Below are 18,195 nucleotides of genomic sequence, written 5' to 3'. Positions count from 1 at the left end.
CCTTGCTTGTTAGTAGATAAAACTACCGTCGCCACGGCGTTGCATGTTGCGACCGTTACGTTGTGGTGTACCGCTCCATTTTTGCAGATTCCAGCGCAAGCCCACCAGGAAATAGCGGCTTTGCGCATTTGATAAAGTATTGGTAACACCGCCAGAGGTTACCGTTTGCTGGATATAATTGTTTTGATGCAGCAAATCATACACGTTCAAGGTGAAGACCAGGTTACGTTTCTGAAAAAACTCTTTTTCAAAACCCGCATTCAAAATCAATGGGTTTGTATTACCGCCGCTAATACCGGTGATGTACCGCTTGGTGGCATCATAATTAATTTGCCAGGTTTGAAAGAAATAAAACCGGCCCTGTAACCCTAACGATGTGGTATTTAACGAAGTGGATTTGGCATTTAGCAATGTGGTAAAATAGCGTGAAACGTCATAACCCACAAAAGGGTTGATCTCGACATTATCATTTGGGCTAATGCGTGGGCCAAAGCGCTCGTCAAAGCGCCAGTTGGTTTGATGATACAATTCATTGTTACTCATAGCCGGGGTATAGCTGTAAGTGATATTGCCGTTTAACGATAGATTTACCTCGCGCTGGTTTGATTGTTTGGAGAAAGAGTAGCGCCCTACAATGTTGCGCGCCCCGCTGATGTTGAGATAATGTGTTTCATTTATGTTTTTAAACGTGTTTTTGGTAGAGTCGAGCGGATTAACCGTTAATGGAACTTGTATCAGCAAGTTATTTTGTGCTATAGAGTTTTCTATTGAGCTGGCATTTAACCCCAGGCTTATGCTGGTTTTAGAGTTGGCAAAATAGTTATTGTATAGTGCGCTGATAGCATGTGTAAACGACGGCTTCAAATTAGGATTACCAACAACGATATTGTTGGGGTTTGACCGGTCTGTAAACGGCTGCAACTGGGTAAAGCTAGGCTCGGCGTTAGTTCCGGTATAATTCAGCGTAAATCGCTCTGTGCGAGACCATGAATAAGCAAACCGAAATGCCGGGATGATCCTGAAGTCGGACTTTGAAGTGGAAGCATTCTGGCCAACCGCAGTATTTAATTTCTCGCCAGACAATGAAAACGGAACTGCCGAAGCGCCGATAGACAGGTTTACCTTGGTGTTATAATATCTGTAATCAATGGTACCTTTAGCATCTGTCACTTTATAATCGTAAATATTGCTGTATCTCGGCACTTCTTTTACTAAAAAGTTTGCCTCTACGGTATCCTGTATAGAAACTGCCGAGTTGTTGCGCTGGCTGATGTTGCCGCTAAACTCCAATAATGATGTTGTGCTCAAGGGTTCAACATAAGTCATGGTAGCCCGGTAGTTGGTGGTTGTATTGGTACGTGTACTCAACAAATGCACAACCGAGTCTTTTATAGGAAAGCTGGCAGTCGAATCGGCAAAATATTGATAAGATGTATTCTGCTCGCCATTTGCTTTGCTGGTAGTATGTGTTATGCCCAACTGCATCGAGAAATTGCGTTTCGGTTTTTTAAACAAGTGCAAGTATAATGCGGTGATACCGTAACTGCTGCTGGTATTTAAACTTGAGTTTGTGCCGGTGTTGGTGACATGCTCAAAACCCGACTTGTAGAAGTTTTTATTATCACTATAAGCGTCATTGAAACTGGTAGACTTACTATAATCAAAAGTGGGGTTAACCTGTATGTAGTTAGAGCTATCCAGGTTCATGTCCATTTCAAAATGAAGATCATGCCCTTTGCTGTCGTTTTCTGAGTTGCTTTTATTGGTAAAATCACTGGTGCCCAAGCTGGTATATCGTTGGCCGTAACTATCATTAAGGGCGTTGTTATCTTTAAAGTTATAAACGTAGTTGGTAACTACCTGTATCTTTTTGCTCCATTGGTCCCGATAGTTAAATGACGGCGAACCCTGCTTGATGGTACCGCCACTGGCGCCATTGCCGCCGCCGCTGCGGGCATTTTGGCCAACGCCTGTGCCACCACCACCATCATTAGTAGCGCCGCCCTGTAAGCCTGATGATTGTACACCTTGTATTGTATTATTAAGCTTACCGATAACGCCCAATTGCTGATTGGCGTTAATACGTTGCAAAAACAACTGTGCGTTAAACCTGTCATCGTCACCGTATTGCCCGGTTAAGCGTCCGGTAGTACCTACCGATCGATCTGCCTTTGTTGTAACGTTCAGTACTTTTTGCGGATCGCCGTCTTTAATGCCGGTACGTGCGGCCTGGTCGCCGTAGTCGTCAACAATCTGTACTTTTTCAATGATATCCGCGGGTAAATTCTGGATAGCCTGCGCTACATCGCCACCGGCGTATTCCTTACCATTTAACTTGGCTTTCATTACCTGCTGGCCCTGGTGAGTTAGGGTACCATCACTCCCCACTTCCATGCCTTCCATTTTCTTCAACAGTTCATCAAGTGTAGCGTTTGCACGCACTTTATAATCGCTGGCGCGATACTCAACCGTATCCTCTTTGTAGGTAACACTTGGGGTTCCGTTAATGGTTACCTCATTTAGCTTGTTGTTAGCATTTTTAAGCGTTATGGGGTCAAGCACAAGGTTTTTCTTGGAATCGCTAAATGCGCATTTCTGCACATAGGGCTTAAAACCTACGCTGTTTACACTAATGGTGAAAACGTTCTGTTTAACCGCATGGATAACAAATATGCCATCGGCATTCGTGGCTACGCTTATCGTGTCAGACTTCGATTTCAGTATAACAGTAGCACCAATAACGGTTTGCCCATTTTCATCTTTGATTATACCGCTCACATCTCTGCTCGCCAGCGGGGGAGCTATCGGCGTAGCCGGTTGGTTGCCCCGGTCAGGTCGGCCCTGGCCACCTTGCCCGCCGCCCCCACGGTCGCCTCTCTGCGCCCAAAGCTGGCCGGCCGTCAGCATAAGTAGTGTTATAAAAATTAGTTTCTTCATGGGTAGGTATGAATTGTTTTTATAGGTAGCTGTTTTTATTTTTTTGCCAGGGTGTATTTGCCCCAAAAATCGCTGGGGGTTACCAGGTCCAGAAAATCGAGCGCATTTTTTCCACGGGCACCGCCGCCCCCTCCGCCACCACCACCACCGCCAGGAACCTGGAAGCCTTCCAAAACAATATGGTAAGCAAGCTCTTTAGTGTCGCCGGGCGCAAGGCCAATTAATTTTAAAGGGATAGCCATTTCAAAGGTCAGATCGCCGTCAGTGTCAAAATTTATAGCAGTTTTAATCCCCTCAGAGTTGTAGATGGATAACAGCGTGTCGGTTATGCTTTTCACATTCAACACCCTGAGTTCCTTTGCGGCTACAATGGTGCGCTGTTGTACCGCGTGCATCAATTCTGTATCTGCCCCGGCGTTACGGTTTTCAAACCGGTTACCCAGGCTACCTGCTAACCTTTCCGGGTGGTCAATTATCGGGAAGGTAACGCTTGGCGCATCTTTATCTTTTTTCTTACCATCGCTGTTAATAATCAGGTCTATCCCGCCTGATATAATTTTAGCTTTTGTTGTGAAATCGGTTGATTTGGCTACCAGGTAAATATATTTCTCGTCGTTAGCCAGTATATATAATAAGCGTGTATTGTGGTTATAGGCCTGGAAATTGCCGTTCCACTCATTGAGTTTACCATCAATTTTAATGGGCGATGGCGCCAAAACGCTTCCCGCCTGTACCGTTGCCAGTTTCTTGGGATCGGCAACCTGCGCAAACAAATAGGTGCCGGCCAACACGAATAAAACTGTTAAGGGGATAAGCTTTTTCATTTATAAAAAGATAAAACGTAAGCCGGACTTTTAGTTCGGCATGAACAAGGTTAATAATAGCGTATCAAAGTAAGAAATAAAGTATACCACCTTGTTGATTGTAGCGACAAATTTACGGATTGCTGCGACCAGCATTTTGATTTTTAAGACCTTACGCCTTTATTGAGCCAGCGTAATAAATAGGTTAACCGTGAAGGTATCCTTTTGATTTTCGATATCGAGCTGATGCTTGTTCGGGTATAAAATAGCCAGGCGGCGACGCACGTTTACAATACCAATACCCGAGTTACTATCCTTAGAAACATCCAGCGGGCTAATGACATTATCGACTTTAAAATGCAGCTGGTTTTGGGTTTCGACAACTGCTATAGATATATTGATCACCGGGTTTTCTATCATACCGGTGCCATGCTTCACCGCATTCTCTACAAAGGGGATGAGCAGCATAGGCTCAATGGTGTACCTGTCCAGATCGCCGCTGGTTTGCAGGTTAACTTTTACTTTGCTGCCAAAACGCAGCAGTTGCAGGTTGATATAGCTGTTTAAATATTCAAGTTCTTTACTTAACAACACCTTGTTATCATCGCTCTCATATAACATATAGCGCATTAACTGCGATAGGTTAATTAACGATGGCTCCAGATCGTCAGACTTTTTGCGGGCCAGCGATACCAGGTTATTCAGAATGTTAAACATAAAATGCGGACTGATCTGCGAACGCAAAAAGGTCAGCTCCGATTGCAGATTGATGTTTTCGCGCTCTTTAACCAGCTGCTGACGCGCCCGGTTATCCAATATTACCCGGTAACAAAAACTGCAAAGTATGGCAACTAATGACGACAGGATAGGCGACAAGTTATACGGGTTTCTGAAACTTCGGCGCCAATGACGTTCATGGTGCAGTCTTGGTTCGGGCTGGCCATTAGCTAAACTATCTAGCGCCGAGGGATGATGGACAAAGCGCCCTATGTGCGGTGGCTCAAAACGTAACAGATGCCAGCACAACCAATAACCAATCAGCAGCGCGAGCAGCGCTACTACATACAACAAGATGTTTTTATCCCAAAGGGGATATACTGCGAAGGTGTGGATATAGAACAGGCATAGCAATAAACAATAGCTGCTTACAACGTTGCCAATAAACCGCGACCGCTCTTCGTTTGGCGTGTTGTTATCAATGCCCAGAATGAAAGGTAGTACCAATAATAATAACCAAACCACAAATGGCATTGCCATCAGGAACCAACGGTTATCAATTAGTCTTTTCATAACACAAATAAAATCAGAAAAATGCACATTGTAACATCTATGCGACACCCGACCATATTGTTGCGACGAACAGCACATATTTACGACGATAAATAGCTATTATTGTATATACCAATCCATGAACTGCATCATCATTGACGACGAACCCCTGGCGCTCGAACTGCTGGAAGACAACATCCGCATGGTGGATGGTCTGGAGCTGGTTGGGAGTTTCCAATCTGCTATGGCGGCTACAAACCTGCTACAGCAGCAAACCATCGACTTGATATTTTGCGACATCCAAATGCCCGGTATCAATGGGCTGCAATTTGTAAAAAGCTTAACCAATAAGCCGCTCATTATTTTTGTAACCGCTTATGACCAATTTGCTTTAGATGGCTTTGAACTGGATGTGGTGGATTATTTGCTCAAACCGGTAGCAACAGAACGATTCCTGAAAGCCTGCAACAAAGCGAAAACTATATTTGAGCAAAGCAAACGCAGCGCGGGCACAGAGCTTGAAAAACGTCGAAAGTATATTTTTTTATATGCAGATTATAACCTGGTCAAGCTAAATCATGAGGATATTACTTATATCGAGGGTTTAAAAGACTATGTAAAGATCTACCTGGCTAATGCACCTAAGCCCATTATATCCCGGGTGACCATCAAATCCTTAGAAAGCCAGTTACCGGCAGATGATTTTTTCAGGATTCATAAATCATACATCGTGAACCTGGACCATGTGCATTCTATCCGCAAGGGCAGGGTTAAGGTAGGTGATGCAGAAGTGCCCGTTAGTGACGGCTATAAAGAGGTTATTGATAAAATGACGGGGCGGTTGGATTAAGACCAATAACCACCACGTCATTGCGAGCGTAGCGTGGCAATCCCTATACGCTAGACAATCGCTTCACCGGAGATCGCCACACTCGTTCCTCGTTCGCGATGACGTAAGGAGTAAAAAAGCGATGCCGTTTTTCAACAACATCGCTTATCAAATTTTTGCTTCCCTTGTCCCGGATTTATATATGAATAAATAATTCTTCTTTAGGCCTGCGCACTTTAACAGCTTTGCTTAAACCATCATCCTCTGCACGGAAACCTACAGGAGCAATTACTGCAGTTGTTAAACCCAATGCTTTTAAACCCAAGATCTCGTCAAATTTGGCAGCGTCAAAACCTTCCATTGCGCAAGTGTCAATGCCGTGTTCGGCGGCAACGGTTACCAGTACGCCCAGCGCTATATAGCATTGCTTTTTGTTCCAGGTGATCCTTGCTTCATCTTCCATCTTGCTTATATTATTGCTGATATTGGTTTCAAACAACGCTAAAGTCGCACGGTCAACGCCACGGGTTTGAGCGATACGATCGATGTAATTTTTTACATAAGCGCTATCCAGACCGGTTTCGGCAGCAAACACCAATATGTGCGATGCGGTGGTTAATTGTTGCTGGCCGCGGGCGGCTTCGCGCAACTGTTCTTTAACATGTGGGTCGCTAACCACAATAACACGGTAAGCCTGTAAACCGGCAGACGATGGCGCCAGCTGTACGGCATCTAATAAAGTATGTAGTTGTTCGTCGCTTAGTTTTTTAGTGGCGTCGAATTTTTTGGTGGCATAGCGCCAGTTTAATTTATCTAATAATGACATATGTGTGTTAACATCTAATTTGTGCCAAAATTAAATGTTTAAACACATATTAGCATCGTTATAAAGTAATTATAGTTTCCCCTGGTCTTTTAGTGCCTGGCGCTTGGCTTTGATATCGTCTTTAATGGCGCGTTTTTCCTGGCGAATCTGTTTATTGGTTTTACCTGTAGGATCTATCGCGTTGATACGCTGATCTTCCTCATCCTTCAGCATCTGATCTGTTTTTTGCTGTGTGGTATCTTTTTTACCAAACAAGCGCTGGAAGAAATTAGGTTTCTTTTCTGGCTGTGGCTCTTCTATAACTGGTAATGCAGCATCTATATCATCATCAACCGGTGCATTCAGGATTCGGTTAGCAGAGGCCGAATCAACCGGTGCCACATGGCGGCGCTGACTTTCTTTCAGGCGCACGGTATAAAACCCGTACGAGCTGCTATCTGCCTGTACAAAACCCTTGCCCATCATCATACGGCCTAATGAGTTAAAATAATTCTCCAGGCCCGGGCGCAGGCTGCCATCAGGCAAAAATGCATACAAACCGGCTTTAGGGCGCGGTACAATACTGGCCAGGTAAATACTTTCACCAAGGGTTAGCTCGGCAGGCGTTTCGCCAAAATAATAGCGTGCGGCTTCGGCAATACCGTAAATACCAGGACCCCATTCAATGATGTTGAAGTACACCTCCAGCATGCGATCCTTGGTCATGATGTTGTTATTCTCTATCAGCCAAACAATAAAGATCTCTTCAATCTTACGGCTCAATGTTTTCTTACGGGTAAGGAACGAATTTTTAACCAGCTGCATAGAAATTGTACTGCCGCCGCGTTTAAACTTATGTTCTTTGATATCGGTAACAACCGAAGCCCGAATAGCTTTTTCTACAAAACCATGGTTTTTATAAAAGGTCGGGTCCTCTGCAGTCATAACCGCATTGCGCAGGTATGGTGATATATCCTCAAGCGGTGTATAATCCGGGTTTGACGGCCCGATCATGTGCGACGGCATCGGCTTGTCATTTTCGTATGGCGTATAAACAAACGGTTTGTTTAGCTTGGTCAAATCTGTTTTGCCGTAGCTAATGATCTTGAAACCGGCATCCTTATCCATACGCGAATCAACCTGCAAGCTATCCGGGTTGTTTTTATTCAGATAAAAATTAGCCGAGTAGTTTAGCTTTCCAGCGACCTTAATGCCCGCCAACGATTCAAACATCCCGTTAGGGAATGAATCAAAAAGATCCTGCGCGTTTTGCCAACCGGTAGTTACTTTAAACTCATATATCTTAACGGGCTTAAGCGTGTATTTAATAAAGGGATGCGCGCTCAGTTTTTTAAGATGGATAACAGACGAGCTATCCAGCGATAAATAGTTCGACCCAACAAAAAAGTTAGCTTCGATCGATCCATCGGGTACAACAATGTCATTTGCAGCCAATCCCGGTTGATTGATAAGCAGGTTATGAACGCTGCAATAAGTTTCTATCTGGGTTTCGCCATCCTGGTGTTTAACGTCATTTAGCTTGATGGTAACATTATCGAAATTCACCTTTGCCTTAAAACGCTTACCGATGAACGGAATTTCTACTTTGCCATTATCGGCATACAATTTAACATCGATGTGTTTATCGCTGGGGTGCATGGTACCAGAGAAATGCCAGGTAGCAACAGTATCGTTTAGTTTGATAGTCGAGGTTAAATCGCCATCATCAATCTTAGCCGTTTGGGTAAGCAGTTTAAGCTGCGTGCTATCGTTTTTAAAGGAGACTAAAAAATTATTTATCAGCAGGTTATCCGGTATTTTATATAAAACCTGTTTAATGAGGTTGTTTGATAGCTCACTCAGATCGACTTTGTTATGCGTCTGTGTTGAGTCGGCTTTCTTTTTAAACAAAAAATCAAAGTTTTTAACGCCTTTAATATCTGTGAGGTTTAAGTGTCCGTTTAACAGATCCACATTAGCCAGCTTGATGTTGCCAAACAGCAAAGGCAGCAATTTAATACTTACATCAAAGTGTTTAATAGTTAATAAGCTATCGCGATTTTCTGGAACTATAGTAATATCAGAGCAGGTAACCGTAGTAAGGCCGGCAAAGTGCGCAGAGCCTATTTCAAGGTCGAGATGATACTGACGTTTGGCTTTTTCTTTAGCTTTTGCGATTTCATGTTGCAGGATGCTTTCACGTTTGGTATAGGCAATGTACCCGCCGATAAGCAATATAACGAATAAGGAAGCAGCTATAATAACCGCCAGGCGGATGTATTTAGGATTAAGGCGACGCATCAACGATTTTTTATCCAAAACTAAACTAAATTGTAAGGATACAAACGCCGCGACCAGCAAAATGTTTCCTTTGCATCGGCGCGTCGCCTTAATTTTACGCTATCTGGCCTACATATCCATCATATGGCTCATCTTCATCAGTGATGGGTTGATACGCAGATAAACCTCAAAACTTAGCGGTGCAGAGCCGTAATAATTTTTCAATGGCAATGGCGAAACGTCTACTGTTCCTTGTATGCCCAAAGTTAGGTTGGTGTTTTTAACCGTGCTGATGATATAGTTAGTACCCAACGTAAAGGCGTTGATGTTAAAATTTGGATTACCCGGGAATGTGGTTTCCATATCCAGCTCATCAGCATCTTTTTGAACATATTCATATCTGCCATAAATAGCGGCACGGCTGCGTTGCAATGAGCTTTCCAGCAAGATAGATGGCAATGTTTTACCGTTGTTTAAGAAATGGTTTTGCCCGTAAACCAGCGTAGTAGAAATGTAGCTGTCGTCGCCCAGCATTTTAGTATTAATGGCAGATGCTGTGAAGCGATTTACGTTTTGCGCAGGTTCTGCCTCTTCCGGGCTGCGGATGTAACCATCAGAAACCTGCAGCGCCCATTGTTTCGACGGATTGTAAGATATTCTGGCCGAATACGAATCAAACCTCATGGCATCAAAATTATACCTAAACTCATCCGGCTCTCGGCCGGTAAATATGGAACCTTCAAGCTTAATATCGCGGTAGCGAAAGCCCAATGTGGCTACACCAAAGGTAATGTGTGTAGCATCCTGGTAATGATGGCCCAGGGGCGCGTCCGGGTCGTCCATAGCAGACAAGCGGTGCATAAACACGGGCGGACCAAGTGCCGGCTCGCCGGGATACCCGAAGGATGCTGAGAGATCTGTCTCTTTAGCGATTCGCTGGGTATAGGCCACGCTCAGCTCGGCAAACAGATCATGCGGGTGTTGGGTATCCACCAGTTTATGCCCTTTGTACGATTCACCGGTTTGGTAGAGCAGCGGATACCCCGCCGGACCAACCAAAAACGGATCGGCAGAGAACATGGTGTTGATAGCAAACAAGCCGTTGTTGCCAACCTTGGTTTGGGTCATGGCCATGATCATGCTGGGTGCATCAAACTTGGAGCCTCCGCGATTGCCCGCCTTGAAAGCATCCTGGTTATTGTAGCGGATAAAGACGTCGCCATGGATCATGGTGGTCCATTTCTTGCCTTTAATCATATAGGCGTATGACGGAGATTCATCAGGGACCCAGGAGGTGCCCGAGCCGTCGCGGTTCATGGGCAGATCGAGCGAAAACTGACTGTTCATCTTCATGTCGCCCATGTCCATCATCATGTCGTCATCGTTCATTTCGACGCCATTCATGTGGTGCGTATGTTTCTTAGGCTTGGTAGTATCGGTTGTGGTTTGCTGCGCGAACAACGGTATCGCGGCAGCTAAGCATATAGCAGTAGTTATTATTGGTAAGATTTTCATTGGGGCTGATTAAAATTAATCGTAAAAAACAACAGGCATACAGCAGGATTATCCCGCTGATGCAACAATCAGGACGATGAATTTAAATCAGATACGGAGTGAGCAGTTTTTAATATACTGCGCGGCCTTGCCCGAGGATGGGGTAGGCGGCGGCGGTGGTGGCGGATTAGCGTTCAGCTTGTCCAGCAGCGCTTGTTGTGCCGATAGTACGTAATCGCCAAAAGGGATTTTAGAAACCTCAAAGCCAAACAGCTTCATCATTAAAGAAGGCGACTCGCCTTGATGAGCGTCTTTAACTTTTAAGTCGACTTGTTTTTCTTTGCAGCATTTTCTGGCTGCCAACGGTACTGCGCAGCTTTTAGCGGGCACAATAATACTGGCGCCGGCCAGCACCTTACCGCAGAAATGCAAATTCAGCGCGAAGCCCAAAGCTGTAACCAGGTACACCTTTGCCATAAACATCGCCGAATATCTTTTGAGCATGTTACAAAGCTAATTGATAGTTAGTTAAAATGCAAGGACGAATCGGCTGCGAAACTTTTATGTCTGTGTAGTGGGGAATGATGTGATTGTGTGGAATACCTGTCATCATTCTTAAACAATCTCTATCTTTACCCCAATGATCATTGCCCCACCAAACACCATACCACCATGCGTATCATAGCTTTCGATTACGGCACCAAACGCATCGGCATAGCGGTGACAGATCCCTTGCAGATCATTGCTACCGGGTTAGATACGGTGCATCCTTTACACATCATCGATTTCTTGAAAAAATATCTGCAAGCCGAGCCGGTAGAGCGCTTTATAGTAGGCGAGCCTAAGCAGATGGATAACACACCATCGCAGTCGGCCATACATGTTAAGGGCTTTGTTAATCTTTTGAAAAAGACATTTCCTGAAATCCCCATCGAAATGCTTGACGAACGCTTTACCTCTAAAATGGCATCGGCAGTAATAGCGCAAAGCGGTATGGGTAAAAAAGCCCGGCAAAACAAAGAACTGGTTGATAATATCTCGGCGGTTATCTTGCTGCAAAGCTGGATGGAAAAGTCGCGACCTTGATTTTTAGGATTTAAGGATTACCTTGATTGCAGCGCGATAATCGTATCTCAAAATTTTGCAATCAAAAATCAAGAAAATCCTTAAATCCTAAAAATCAAGGTATATATTTGAATTAACCACTAAAACTTAAACGCCTATGAAAACCAACCTAAAATTTATCGCCGTATTGTTATCCTTTTATTTTGTCACAACTACTGCTTTTGCACAAAAAACAGATGCTAAGACCGCCCCATTCGTTGGCATCTGGGAACTGTATAAATCGGCGGCTAATGGCAGTCCTTTAGGTAATTACCCTCCGGGCTACATCAAAATATACTACGCTGATGGCAGCTTTTCTATTATAAGGGTACAAAACACAGGGTCAATTATTAAGGGCCGCGGATTTTATGCCGTTGACGATGACCAAACTTGCAGAGAGGCCGACAAATTAGAGGATCTTGCCCCCAAAGGCTTTAAAATTAGCTACGAGTTTAGCGCTGATAAAAAGATATTAACCATTGGGTTTTCTTACCCGGATGGATCGGCGTTTACAGAGGCCTATAGAAAGTTGGAACCTGCGTCTTAATGCAAAAATCAACTACTTCAAAAAAACCACTTTTAAACCGGTTACCTGCCTAACGCAGCGAGCCGGTTTTTTTTCGTCCTGTACAATTATTCTGAACGGACCCTCGCCAGTAGGTAGCGGTTTGCCGTCAACGGTATCAGCCAGGATAATCAAACGGTCGGTGTAGTTTTTATCCAACTCCGCCAGCGCAAAGGCTACTTCGTAGTTATCAGCTGCATCCACCAACACACATTTGGTTAGGTTTTTTCCTTTCAGCTGATCTTCCATGGCGACGCCGGCTTGTTTTAAAATATCAGACAGCGTAACGCCGGTATAGGTATGATCAACTTTGCCATCTTTATCTTTACGCGTTACGGTAGTTTGTTTAAACTGGTGCAGGGTGGTGGCGTCGATAGTCAATGGGGTAGCCACCTCACCGGTAATTTTTACGCCTTGTGCTAACGATGCGAAAGGCAATATAAATAGGCCTGCAAAAACTATTTTGATTAAAGTGTTTTTCATTGTGTTTTATTGATGATATAGTGTCGAAAATAGGTAAACTATAGCCGAAATACCGTCTCAAAAAACCATTTATTTCAAAATGCTTACCTTTGCCCCATGGAAATTTTGCCAGACGACTTACAAACGTACCTGAATAACCATTGCGAACCGGAACCCGAGGCCCTGCAGTTTATTAACCGCGAGACCTATTTAAAGGTACTTAAGCCTAACATGCTTTCGGGCCATTATCAGGGTAGATTGCTGAGCATGCTGAGCAAAATGACGGGGCCGCGGCGCATTCTGGAGATTGGCACTTTTACCGGTTATGCCACCATTTGCCTGGCCGAAGGGCTGACAGAGGATGGCATTATACATACCATTGAGGTGAATACCGAAATGGAAGAAATGCTGAAAAAACATTTTTCGCTAACAGATGTTGAAAAAAAAATCCAGCAGCATTTTGGCCCCGCAGAGCAAGTATTGGCCACTTTAAACTCAGAAGTGTTTGATATGGTGTTCATTGATGCGGATAAAAAGAATAATTTACTTTACTTTGACTTGATTTTAAATCAAGTCAGATCCGGAGGGATCATAATAATTGATAATGTTTTGTGGAAAGGAAAGGTTTACGGCCCCGAAAAAGACGCCGATACCGAGAGCTTCCGTAAACTAAATGACAGCATAGCTGCCGACACCCGGGTTGAAAAACTCATACTACCGGTGCGCGATGGCATTCTGCTCATCAGAAAAAAATAATTATGAAGAAAACCTTACTGATTTTAGCGTTACTTACCGCGTCATTCGGCGCATTTTCGCAAAAAAACACGTCGTTAGCTTACATCGAACAATTTAAAGACAATGCCATACAAATTATGCATGAAACGGGTATCCCCGCCAGCATTATTTTAGGCATCGCCATGCATGAGTCGGGCTGCGGCAACAGCACTATCGCTCAAAATTTAAATAACCAATTTGGTGTTAAGGGCGGCGGCGGTGCCGTGTTCTACAAACATCAAAAGAAAGTAAGATCGGCTTACAAAAAGTATGATTCTATTTTAGAATCGTTCGACGATTTTGCACGTATCATCACCCAGCGTCAGCAACTGGGCCGCATCTCTGACCAGCTTACCCAGTATGATTATGTAAAATGGGTTAAAGGCATACAAAAAAGCGGATATGCCAGCAGCCGCAAATGGGGAGCTCAGGTATTGGGCATCATTCGCAAGTATCAGCTAAATGATCTGGATCAAACCCCGGCAGAGCAAGCTCAAACCGCCCAGGTTACTACAACGCCTGCAGACGCTCCCGACTTAAAAAAATAAATCCTATTTTGGCAGCATGACTAATGCAAGGCCCCGAGCTATTGCCCATGGGCAAATTATAAACTATTTGTTTGCCGTTACGGCGCTTTTATCATCTTGCTCGGCGCATCGACGGGCCATCAGCAATTCCCCGGGCATTAATCTCATTTCAAACACCGAGGCTAATCACAATAACGACGTTATTAAGCGCGAGCGCAAGGACGCTATAGCAGCTTACGTACCTTTTACCGCCCTTTCTTATATCGACCGTTTCAAAACCATCGCCATACAAGAAATGAACCTCTATGGCATCCCGGCCAGTATCACATTAGCGCAGGGTTTGTTTGAGTCGGGTAATGGCAATGGCGATCTGGCCAAGATTGCAAACAATCATTTCGGCATTAAATGCACCAGCGACTGGAAGGGCCGCAGCTATTATAAAGACGACGACCTGGTAAATGATTGCTTCCGCGTTTATGATCATCCAGAAGATTCATACCGAGATCATTCTGAGTTTTTAAAAAGAAAACGTTACGCATCATTGTTCGAGCTGGATAAAAATGATTACAAAGGTTGGGCCTATGGCTTAAAGCAGGCGGGCTATGCTACCAACCCCAAATACCCGGAGCTGGTGATTGGCATAATAGAAAAATATCACCTTGACCAATATGACCGCCCTGAAGGAGAGGTCCAAAAAATTAAACGAGAAGATCGCGTGTTATCGCAAATCAACCAAAATATAGGTAGGGCCGTAAAAGACTCGTTGGTACAAAACACCCCAACCGCCAAATTGTATACTATAAAAACAGGCGACACACTATACAACATTTCCAAGCGTTTTGGTTTAACTGTTGACGAGCTTAAGGCTTTAAATAATATGGCTGATAACACAATTAAAATTGGCCAAACGTTGGTGATTGCAAAGTGAGATCCCGTTAATTATTGTTAAATATTTCGCCGCAACCCAACCATTAAATTAGTTTTGTCTGTTAATGAAACCCGCGCTAATCTTTTTTATCTGCATTTTAATAGGTGCGCGGGCACTGGCCCAGGAAACCACCACCCTTTCAGGAATTATATTTGATACCGATAGCAAGGACCGGTTGTCGCGGGTTAATATTTCTAATTTAACCACCGGCTATTATTCGTACGATAATATAAATGGCACCTTCGAGGTTGGCGCCAAACCTGGCGACAAGCTGGTTTTCTCGCAAGCGCAGCATCACCCGGATACCATCGTAGTTAAAGATTTTACGCCTATTGCTGTTTACCTTAAACCAACGTCTATACAATTAAAGCCGGTAAACATTCATGATTTAAAATTGGATCCTGATGCACGTTTGGCCGCCAAGAAAAAAGATTATGGCAAGGCTTATGGCTCATTAGCTGACGATGATTTTCTGACGCTTACCCCCGGCCTGGGCGTTGGCTTAGGCATTGATGCCATATGGAATGCCCTGAGCCGCGAAGGGCGCAATGCAGCACATCTGCGCCAAACAATTGCAAATGATTACAAACAAGATGTGGTAGATTCGCGTTTTAACAGGGCGTTTGTTGCACGTATAACCGGCTTGTCCGGCGACAAGCTAACGGATTTTATGAATAAATATCGCCCGGGGTATTACTTTTTAGCAACCGCCAGCGAGTACGAGTTTATAACTTCCATACATACCAATTTAAGGCGTTATTTACGTAATCCGGCCGCGCATGCTTTAATTCCGCTATCGCGGCTGGACACATTAAAAAAATAAATTTTTCATCCCGGTTAAACCTTATAGCGTTTAGGCTATCTGATTTAAAAGGAAAATGCGTTTCTTTGTCTATCTATGCATAAAAACATACCTGGATATCTTTTTTTAATACTCTTAACGTGTGCAACGTTTTCCGCATCAGCGCAAAACACAGACACAACAAGAAAAGACAGTGTAAAAATAGATACTGCTATTTTAAACAGGTATCGTATTGATGCGCCCAAAAACTCTTTACCGGTGCGCAGCCGCACCATCCAACTCAAGCAAGAGTTAATACCCGTTACTATGCTGGATTACCACGTTAGTTACTGGCATAAATGGATTACGCTTGGTATCAATTTCAACCAATCATCCTTTAGTAATAACTATGCGGCGGGTGGTACAAACGCTATGGCTATAGGCGCTAATTTTGAATATAAGGCCGAATATCATAAAGGAACATTTGATTACGTGCCGGATCTGCAAATGCGTTATGCAAAATCGAAGAATAAAGGCCAGGGTTCCAGAAAATCAGACGACTGGTTATGGTTTGATAATAAGGTAGCCAGCCAAATGTCGAAAAGCTGGTTTTTCTTTGGCTCATTAAACTTCCAGTCGCAGTTTGACAAAGGTTATAACTATGATCAGCCCGATTATCATACTCAATTGCCGCCATCTTTAATATCCCGATTTATGGCGCCGGGTTATCTGACCGAATCTATTGGTTTTGAATATAAACCTAAACCCTGGTTTGATTTACGTATAGGTACCGGTACTGCCCGCCAAACCTTTATGATAGACACGACGGTATATCACAACAATGGAGGTAATAATAACAATGTGCCTATCGGAAAAACCTTCCATAATGATCTGGCATTTCAGTTGGTTGCAGCTGTAGATAAAATGCTTGACAAAAGAAATACGCTGCACCTTACTACCCGTTATCAACTATTTATACCTTACCAGGAGAATGTTAAATTCATTAGTCATCGTATAGATGCCGGCTTAAGTGCGCAGGTAACCCGCCTGTTCAGTGTTTCTATGAATAGTACATTTATATACGACAGAAGCCAAAAAGCAGACCCGCAGGCCACGGAAGGGTTGTATATGGGGCTTTCTTATCACTTCCCTTATTAGGGCCAGTTTAATTTCTTTCTTTATTCTGGCGATCTGTTGGCGGGCGTTAAGGCATAATTGATACAAAATCATACCTTTGTAACCTCAAAAAGCTTAATTAAAGTACCAAGTAAATATGTTTGAAAATCTTTCGGATAAACTCGACAGGGCGTTCAAGGTCCTGAAGGGCCAGGGAACTATTACAGAAATAAACGTGGCCGAAACTATGAAAGAGATCAGAAAAGCTCTTTTAGACGCCGACGTAAACTATAAAACCGCCAAAGCATTTACTGATGATGTAAGGCAAAAAGCACTGGGGGCTAACGTACTAACGTCTGTTTCGCCGGGTCAGTTGCTCACCAAGCTCATGAACGATGAGCTGGCTGCTTTGATGGGTGGCACTACTGCAGAGCTTAACGTATCTGCATCGCCAACCATTATATTAATCGCAGGCCTTAATGGTGCTGGTAAAACCACGTTCACCGGCAAGCTGGCCAACTATCTTAAAACACAGAAAAATAAAAAGCCTCTATTAGTTGCCGACGATATTTACCGCCCTGCAGCTATCGACCAATTGATGGTGCTGGGTGAACAGATTGGCGTTCCGGTTTATACCAACCGCGAGTCGAAGGACCCGATAGCTATTGCCCGCGAAGGTATCGCGCAAGCAAAACAAAACGGCAACAACATCGTCATCATTGACACCGCAGGCCGTTTGGCTATCGATGAGGCTATGATGGTGGAGATCGAGCAGGTTAAAGCAGCTATCAACCCGCACGAGATTTTGTTTGTGGTAGATTCCATGACCGGCCAGGATGCGGTGAATACCGCTAAAGTATTCAATGACCGACTTGACTTTACCGGTGTAGTACTAACCAAGCTGGATGGCGATACCCGTGGCGGTGCCGCGCTATCTATCAAATCTGTTGTTAACAAGCCTATCAAATTCATCGGTACCGGCGAAAAGATGGAAGCTATTGATGTTTTCCACCCAGATCGTATGGCGTCGCGGATATTGGGCATGGGCGACGTGGTTTCTTTGGTTGAACGCGCGCAAATGCAGTTTGACGAAAAAGAAGCTGCCGAACTACAAAAGAAGATCCGCAAAAATAAATTCGACTTTAACGACTTTTACAGCCAGATCCAGCAGATCAAGAAAATGGGTAACATGAAAGATCTGATGGGCATGATACCGGGCGTGGGTAAAATGATGAAGGATGTTGATGTACCAGATGATGCCTTTAAAAGCATTGAGGCCATCATCCAATCCATGACTCCGGCCGAAAAAGAAAACCCCGATTTGATTAACCAAAGTCGCCGTAACCGTATAGCCAAGGGCTCGGGTAAGGACCTTACCGAGGTTAATCGCCTGATCAAACAGTTTGAAGATATGCGGAAGGTAATGAAGCAAATGAGTAATCCGGCAGCCATGGCCGCCATGATGAAACGAATGCCGAGATAACCTCAAAAACACAGAAAGCGACTTAGGTCGCTTTTTAT

General features: G+C 44.0%; 17 protein-coding genes. 9 read left to right on the top strand and 8 right to left on the bottom strand.

Going from position 1 to position 18,195, the window contains the following annotated elements:
• Window positions 1–9: 9 nt before the first annotated feature.
• The 3 genes from HB679_RS19065 to HB679_RS19055 all read right to left on the bottom strand — a co-directional run bounded on the left by HB679_RS19065 (window position 10) and on the right by HB679_RS19055 (window position 5,030).
• On the bottom strand, window positions 10–2,937 hold the full coding sequence (locus HB679_RS19065) for an outer membrane beta-barrel protein (protein ID WP_214073609.1): 2,928 nt from the start codon (window positions 2,935–2,937) through the stop codon (window positions 10–12).
• A 35-nt stretch (window positions 2,938–2,972) separates the two neighbouring features.
• The gene (locus HB679_RS19060) at window positions 2,973–3,761 is read right to left on the bottom strand and encodes a hypothetical protein (RefSeq protein ID WP_214073608.1); all 789 of its coding nucleotides are present in this window, start codon (window positions 3,759–3,761) and stop codon (window positions 2,973–2,975) included.
• Window positions 3,762–3,920: 159 nt separating this feature from the next.
• On the bottom strand, window positions 3,921–5,030 hold the full coding sequence (locus HB679_RS19055) for a histidine kinase (protein ID WP_214073607.1): 1,110 nt from the start codon (window positions 5,028–5,030) through the stop codon (window positions 3,921–3,923).
• Window positions 5,031–5,148: 118 nt separating this feature from the next.
• Here HB679_RS19055 and HB679_RS19050 point away from each other — a divergent pair, with 118 nt between their 5' ends.
• Entirely contained in the window at window positions 5,149–5,859 is a 711-nt protein-coding gene (locus tag HB679_RS19050; RefSeq protein ID WP_214073606.1) for a LytTR family DNA-binding domain-containing protein, read from the top strand.
• Between the two features lie 175 nt (window positions 5,860–6,034).
• Here HB679_RS19050 and HB679_RS19045 read toward each other — a convergent pair whose 3' ends face one another.
• The 4 genes from HB679_RS19045 to HB679_RS19030 all read right to left on the bottom strand — a co-directional run bounded on the left by HB679_RS19045 (window position 6,035) and on the right by HB679_RS19030 (window position 10,921).
• The gene (locus HB679_RS19045) at window positions 6,035–6,664 is read right to left on the bottom strand and encodes an NAD(P)H-dependent oxidoreductase (protein ID WP_214073605.1); all 630 of its coding nucleotides are present in this window, start codon (window positions 6,662–6,664) and stop codon (window positions 6,035–6,037) included.
• A 69-nt stretch (window positions 6,665–6,733) separates the two neighbouring features.
• Window positions 6,734–8,944, bottom strand: a complete 2,211-nt coding sequence (locus HB679_RS19040) for a biosynthetic peptidoglycan transglycosylase (RefSeq protein ID WP_214073604.1) — start codon at window positions 8,942–8,944, stop codon at window positions 6,734–6,736.
• A gap of 108 nt (window positions 8,945–9,052) precedes the next feature.
• The gene (locus tag HB679_RS19035; RefSeq protein ID WP_214073603.1) at window positions 9,053–10,438 is read right to left on the bottom strand and encodes a hypothetical protein; all 1,386 of its coding nucleotides are present in this window, start codon (window positions 10,436–10,438) and stop codon (window positions 9,053–9,055) included.
• 87 nt (window positions 10,439–10,525) lie between these two features.
• Window positions 10,526–10,921 (bottom strand): hypothetical protein, encoded by a 396-nt coding sequence (locus HB679_RS19030; RefSeq protein WP_214073602.1) that lies wholly within the window; start codon window positions 10,919–10,921, stop codon window positions 10,526–10,528.
• 168 nt (window positions 10,922–11,089) lie between these two features.
• Between HB679_RS19030 and ruvX the strand changes: the two genes are divergently transcribed.
• Entirely contained in the window at window positions 11,090–11,503 is a 414-nt protein-coding gene (gene ruvX, locus HB679_RS19025) for a Holliday junction resolvase RuvX (RefSeq protein WP_214073601.1), read from the top strand.
• Between the two features lie 136 nt (window positions 11,504–11,639).
• Window positions 11,640–12,068, top strand: coding sequence for a hypothetical protein (locus HB679_RS19020; protein WP_214073600.1), 429 nt, complete (start codon window positions 11,640–11,642; stop codon window positions 12,066–12,068).
• Window positions 12,069–12,080: 12 nt separating this feature from the next.
• On the opposite strand, the gene HB679_RS19015 is transcribed toward HB679_RS19020, so the two are convergent.
• Complete coding sequence (locus HB679_RS19015) at window positions 12,081–12,569, bottom strand: molybdopterin-dependent oxidoreductase (RefSeq protein ID WP_214073599.1); 489 nt, start codon at window positions 12,567–12,569, stop codon at window positions 12,081–12,083.
• Between the two features lie 96 nt (window positions 12,570–12,665).
• Between HB679_RS19015 and HB679_RS19010 the strand changes: the two genes are divergently transcribed.
• The 6 genes from HB679_RS19010 to ffh all read left to right on the top strand — a co-directional run bounded on the left by HB679_RS19010 (window position 12,666) and on the right by ffh (window position 18,157).
• Complete coding sequence (locus HB679_RS19010; RefSeq protein ID WP_214073598.1) at window positions 12,666–13,304, top strand: O-methyltransferase; 639 nt, start codon at window positions 12,666–12,668, stop codon at window positions 13,302–13,304.
• A 2-nt stretch (window positions 13,305–13,306) separates the two neighbouring features.
• On the top strand, window positions 13,307–13,870 hold the full coding sequence (locus tag HB679_RS19005; RefSeq protein ID WP_214073597.1) for a glucosaminidase domain-containing protein: 564 nt from the start codon (window positions 13,307–13,309) through the stop codon (window positions 13,868–13,870).
• Between the two features lie 16 nt (window positions 13,871–13,886).
• Entirely contained in the window at window positions 13,887–14,777 is an 891-nt protein-coding gene (locus tag HB679_RS19000; protein WP_214073596.1) for a glucosaminidase domain-containing protein, read from the top strand.
• A gap of 64 nt (window positions 14,778–14,841) precedes the next feature.
• Window positions 14,842–15,600 (top strand): hypothetical protein, encoded by a 759-nt coding sequence (locus HB679_RS18995; RefSeq protein ID WP_214073595.1) that lies wholly within the window; start codon window positions 14,842–14,844, stop codon window positions 15,598–15,600.
• Window positions 15,601–15,675: 75 nt separating this feature from the next.
• Window positions 15,676–16,716 carry a DUF3078 domain-containing protein gene (locus HB679_RS18990; RefSeq protein ID WP_214073594.1) on the top strand — a complete coding sequence of 347 codons (1,041 nt, stop codon included), beginning with the start codon at window positions 15,676–15,678 and terminating at the stop codon, window positions 16,714–16,716.
• A gap of 115 nt (window positions 16,717–16,831) precedes the next feature.
• Entirely contained in the window at window positions 16,832–18,157 is a 1,326-nt protein-coding gene (ffh, locus tag HB679_RS18985; RefSeq protein WP_214073593.1) for a signal recognition particle protein, read from the top strand.
• The last annotated feature ends 38 nt before the right edge of the window (window positions 18,158–18,195 follow it).

Source organism: Mucilaginibacter sp. dw_454, assembly GCF_018449775.1.
Classification (GTDB): Bacteria; Bacteroidota; Bacteroidia; order Sphingobacteriales; family Sphingobacteriaceae; genus Mucilaginibacter.
This window is presented reverse-complemented; position numbering and strand designations above follow the sequence as displayed.

What these genes read in the sequence shown, in the direction of transcription:
- HB679_RS18990 (WP_214073594.1), top strand. Translation starts at nt 15,676, where the DNA reads ATGCATAAAAACATACCTGGATATCTTTTTTTAATACTCTTAACGTGT.
- HB679_RS19065 (WP_214073609.1), bottom strand. Translation starts at nt 2,937, where the DNA reads ATGAAGAAACTAATTTTTATAACACTACTTATGCTGACGGCCGGCCAG.
- ruvX (WP_214073601.1), top strand. Translation starts at nt 11,090, where the DNA reads ATGCGTATCATAGCTTTCGATTACGGCACCAAACGCATCGGCATAGCG.
- HB679_RS19050 (WP_214073606.1), top strand. Translation starts at nt 5,149, where the DNA reads ATGAACTGCATCATCATTGACGACGAACCCCTGGCGCTCGAACTGCTG.
- HB679_RS19005 (WP_214073597.1), top strand. Translation starts at nt 13,307, where the DNA reads ATGAAGAAAACCTTACTGATTTTAGCGTTACTTACCGCGTCATTCGGC.
- HB679_RS19035 (WP_214073603.1), bottom strand. Translation starts at nt 10,438, where the DNA reads ATGAAAATCTTACCAATAATAACTACTGCTATATGCTTAGCTGCCGCG.
- HB679_RS19020 (WP_214073600.1), top strand. Translation starts at nt 11,640, where the DNA reads ATGAAAACCAACCTAAAATTTATCGCCGTATTGTTATCCTTTTATTTT.
- HB679_RS19000 (WP_214073596.1), top strand. Translation starts at nt 13,887, where the DNA reads ATGACTAATGCAAGGCCCCGAGCTATTGCCCATGGGCAAATTATAAAC.
- HB679_RS19030 (WP_214073602.1), bottom strand. Translation starts at nt 10,921, where the DNA reads ATGCTCAAAAGATATTCGGCGATGTTTATGGCAAAGGTGTACCTGGTT.
- HB679_RS19010 (WP_214073598.1), top strand. Translation starts at nt 12,666, where the DNA reads ATGGAAATTTTGCCAGACGACTTACAAACGTACCTGAATAACCATTGC.
- HB679_RS19060 (WP_214073608.1), bottom strand. Translation starts at nt 3,761, where the DNA reads ATGAAAAAGCTTATCCCCTTAACAGTTTTATTCGTGTTGGCCGGCACC.
- HB679_RS18995 (WP_214073595.1), top strand. Translation starts at nt 14,842, where the DNA reads ATGAAACCCGCGCTAATCTTTTTTATCTGCATTTTAATAGGTGCGCGG.
- ffh (WP_214073593.1), top strand. Translation starts at nt 16,832, where the DNA reads ATGTTTGAAAATCTTTCGGATAAACTCGACAGGGCGTTCAAGGTCCTG.
- HB679_RS19040 (WP_214073604.1), bottom strand. Translation starts at nt 8,944, where the DNA reads ATGCGTCGCCTTAATCCTAAATACATCCGCCTGGCGGTTATTATAGCT.
- HB679_RS19055 (WP_214073607.1), bottom strand. Translation starts at nt 5,030, where the DNA reads ATGAAAAGACTAATTGATAACCGTTGGTTCCTGATGGCAATGCCATTT.
- HB679_RS19045 (WP_214073605.1), bottom strand. Translation starts at nt 6,664, where the DNA reads ATGTCATTATTAGATAAATTAAACTGGCGCTATGCCACCAAAAAATTC.
- HB679_RS19015 (WP_214073599.1), bottom strand. Translation starts at nt 12,569, where the DNA reads ATGAAAAACACTTTAATCAAAATAGTTTTTGCAGGCCTATTTATATTG.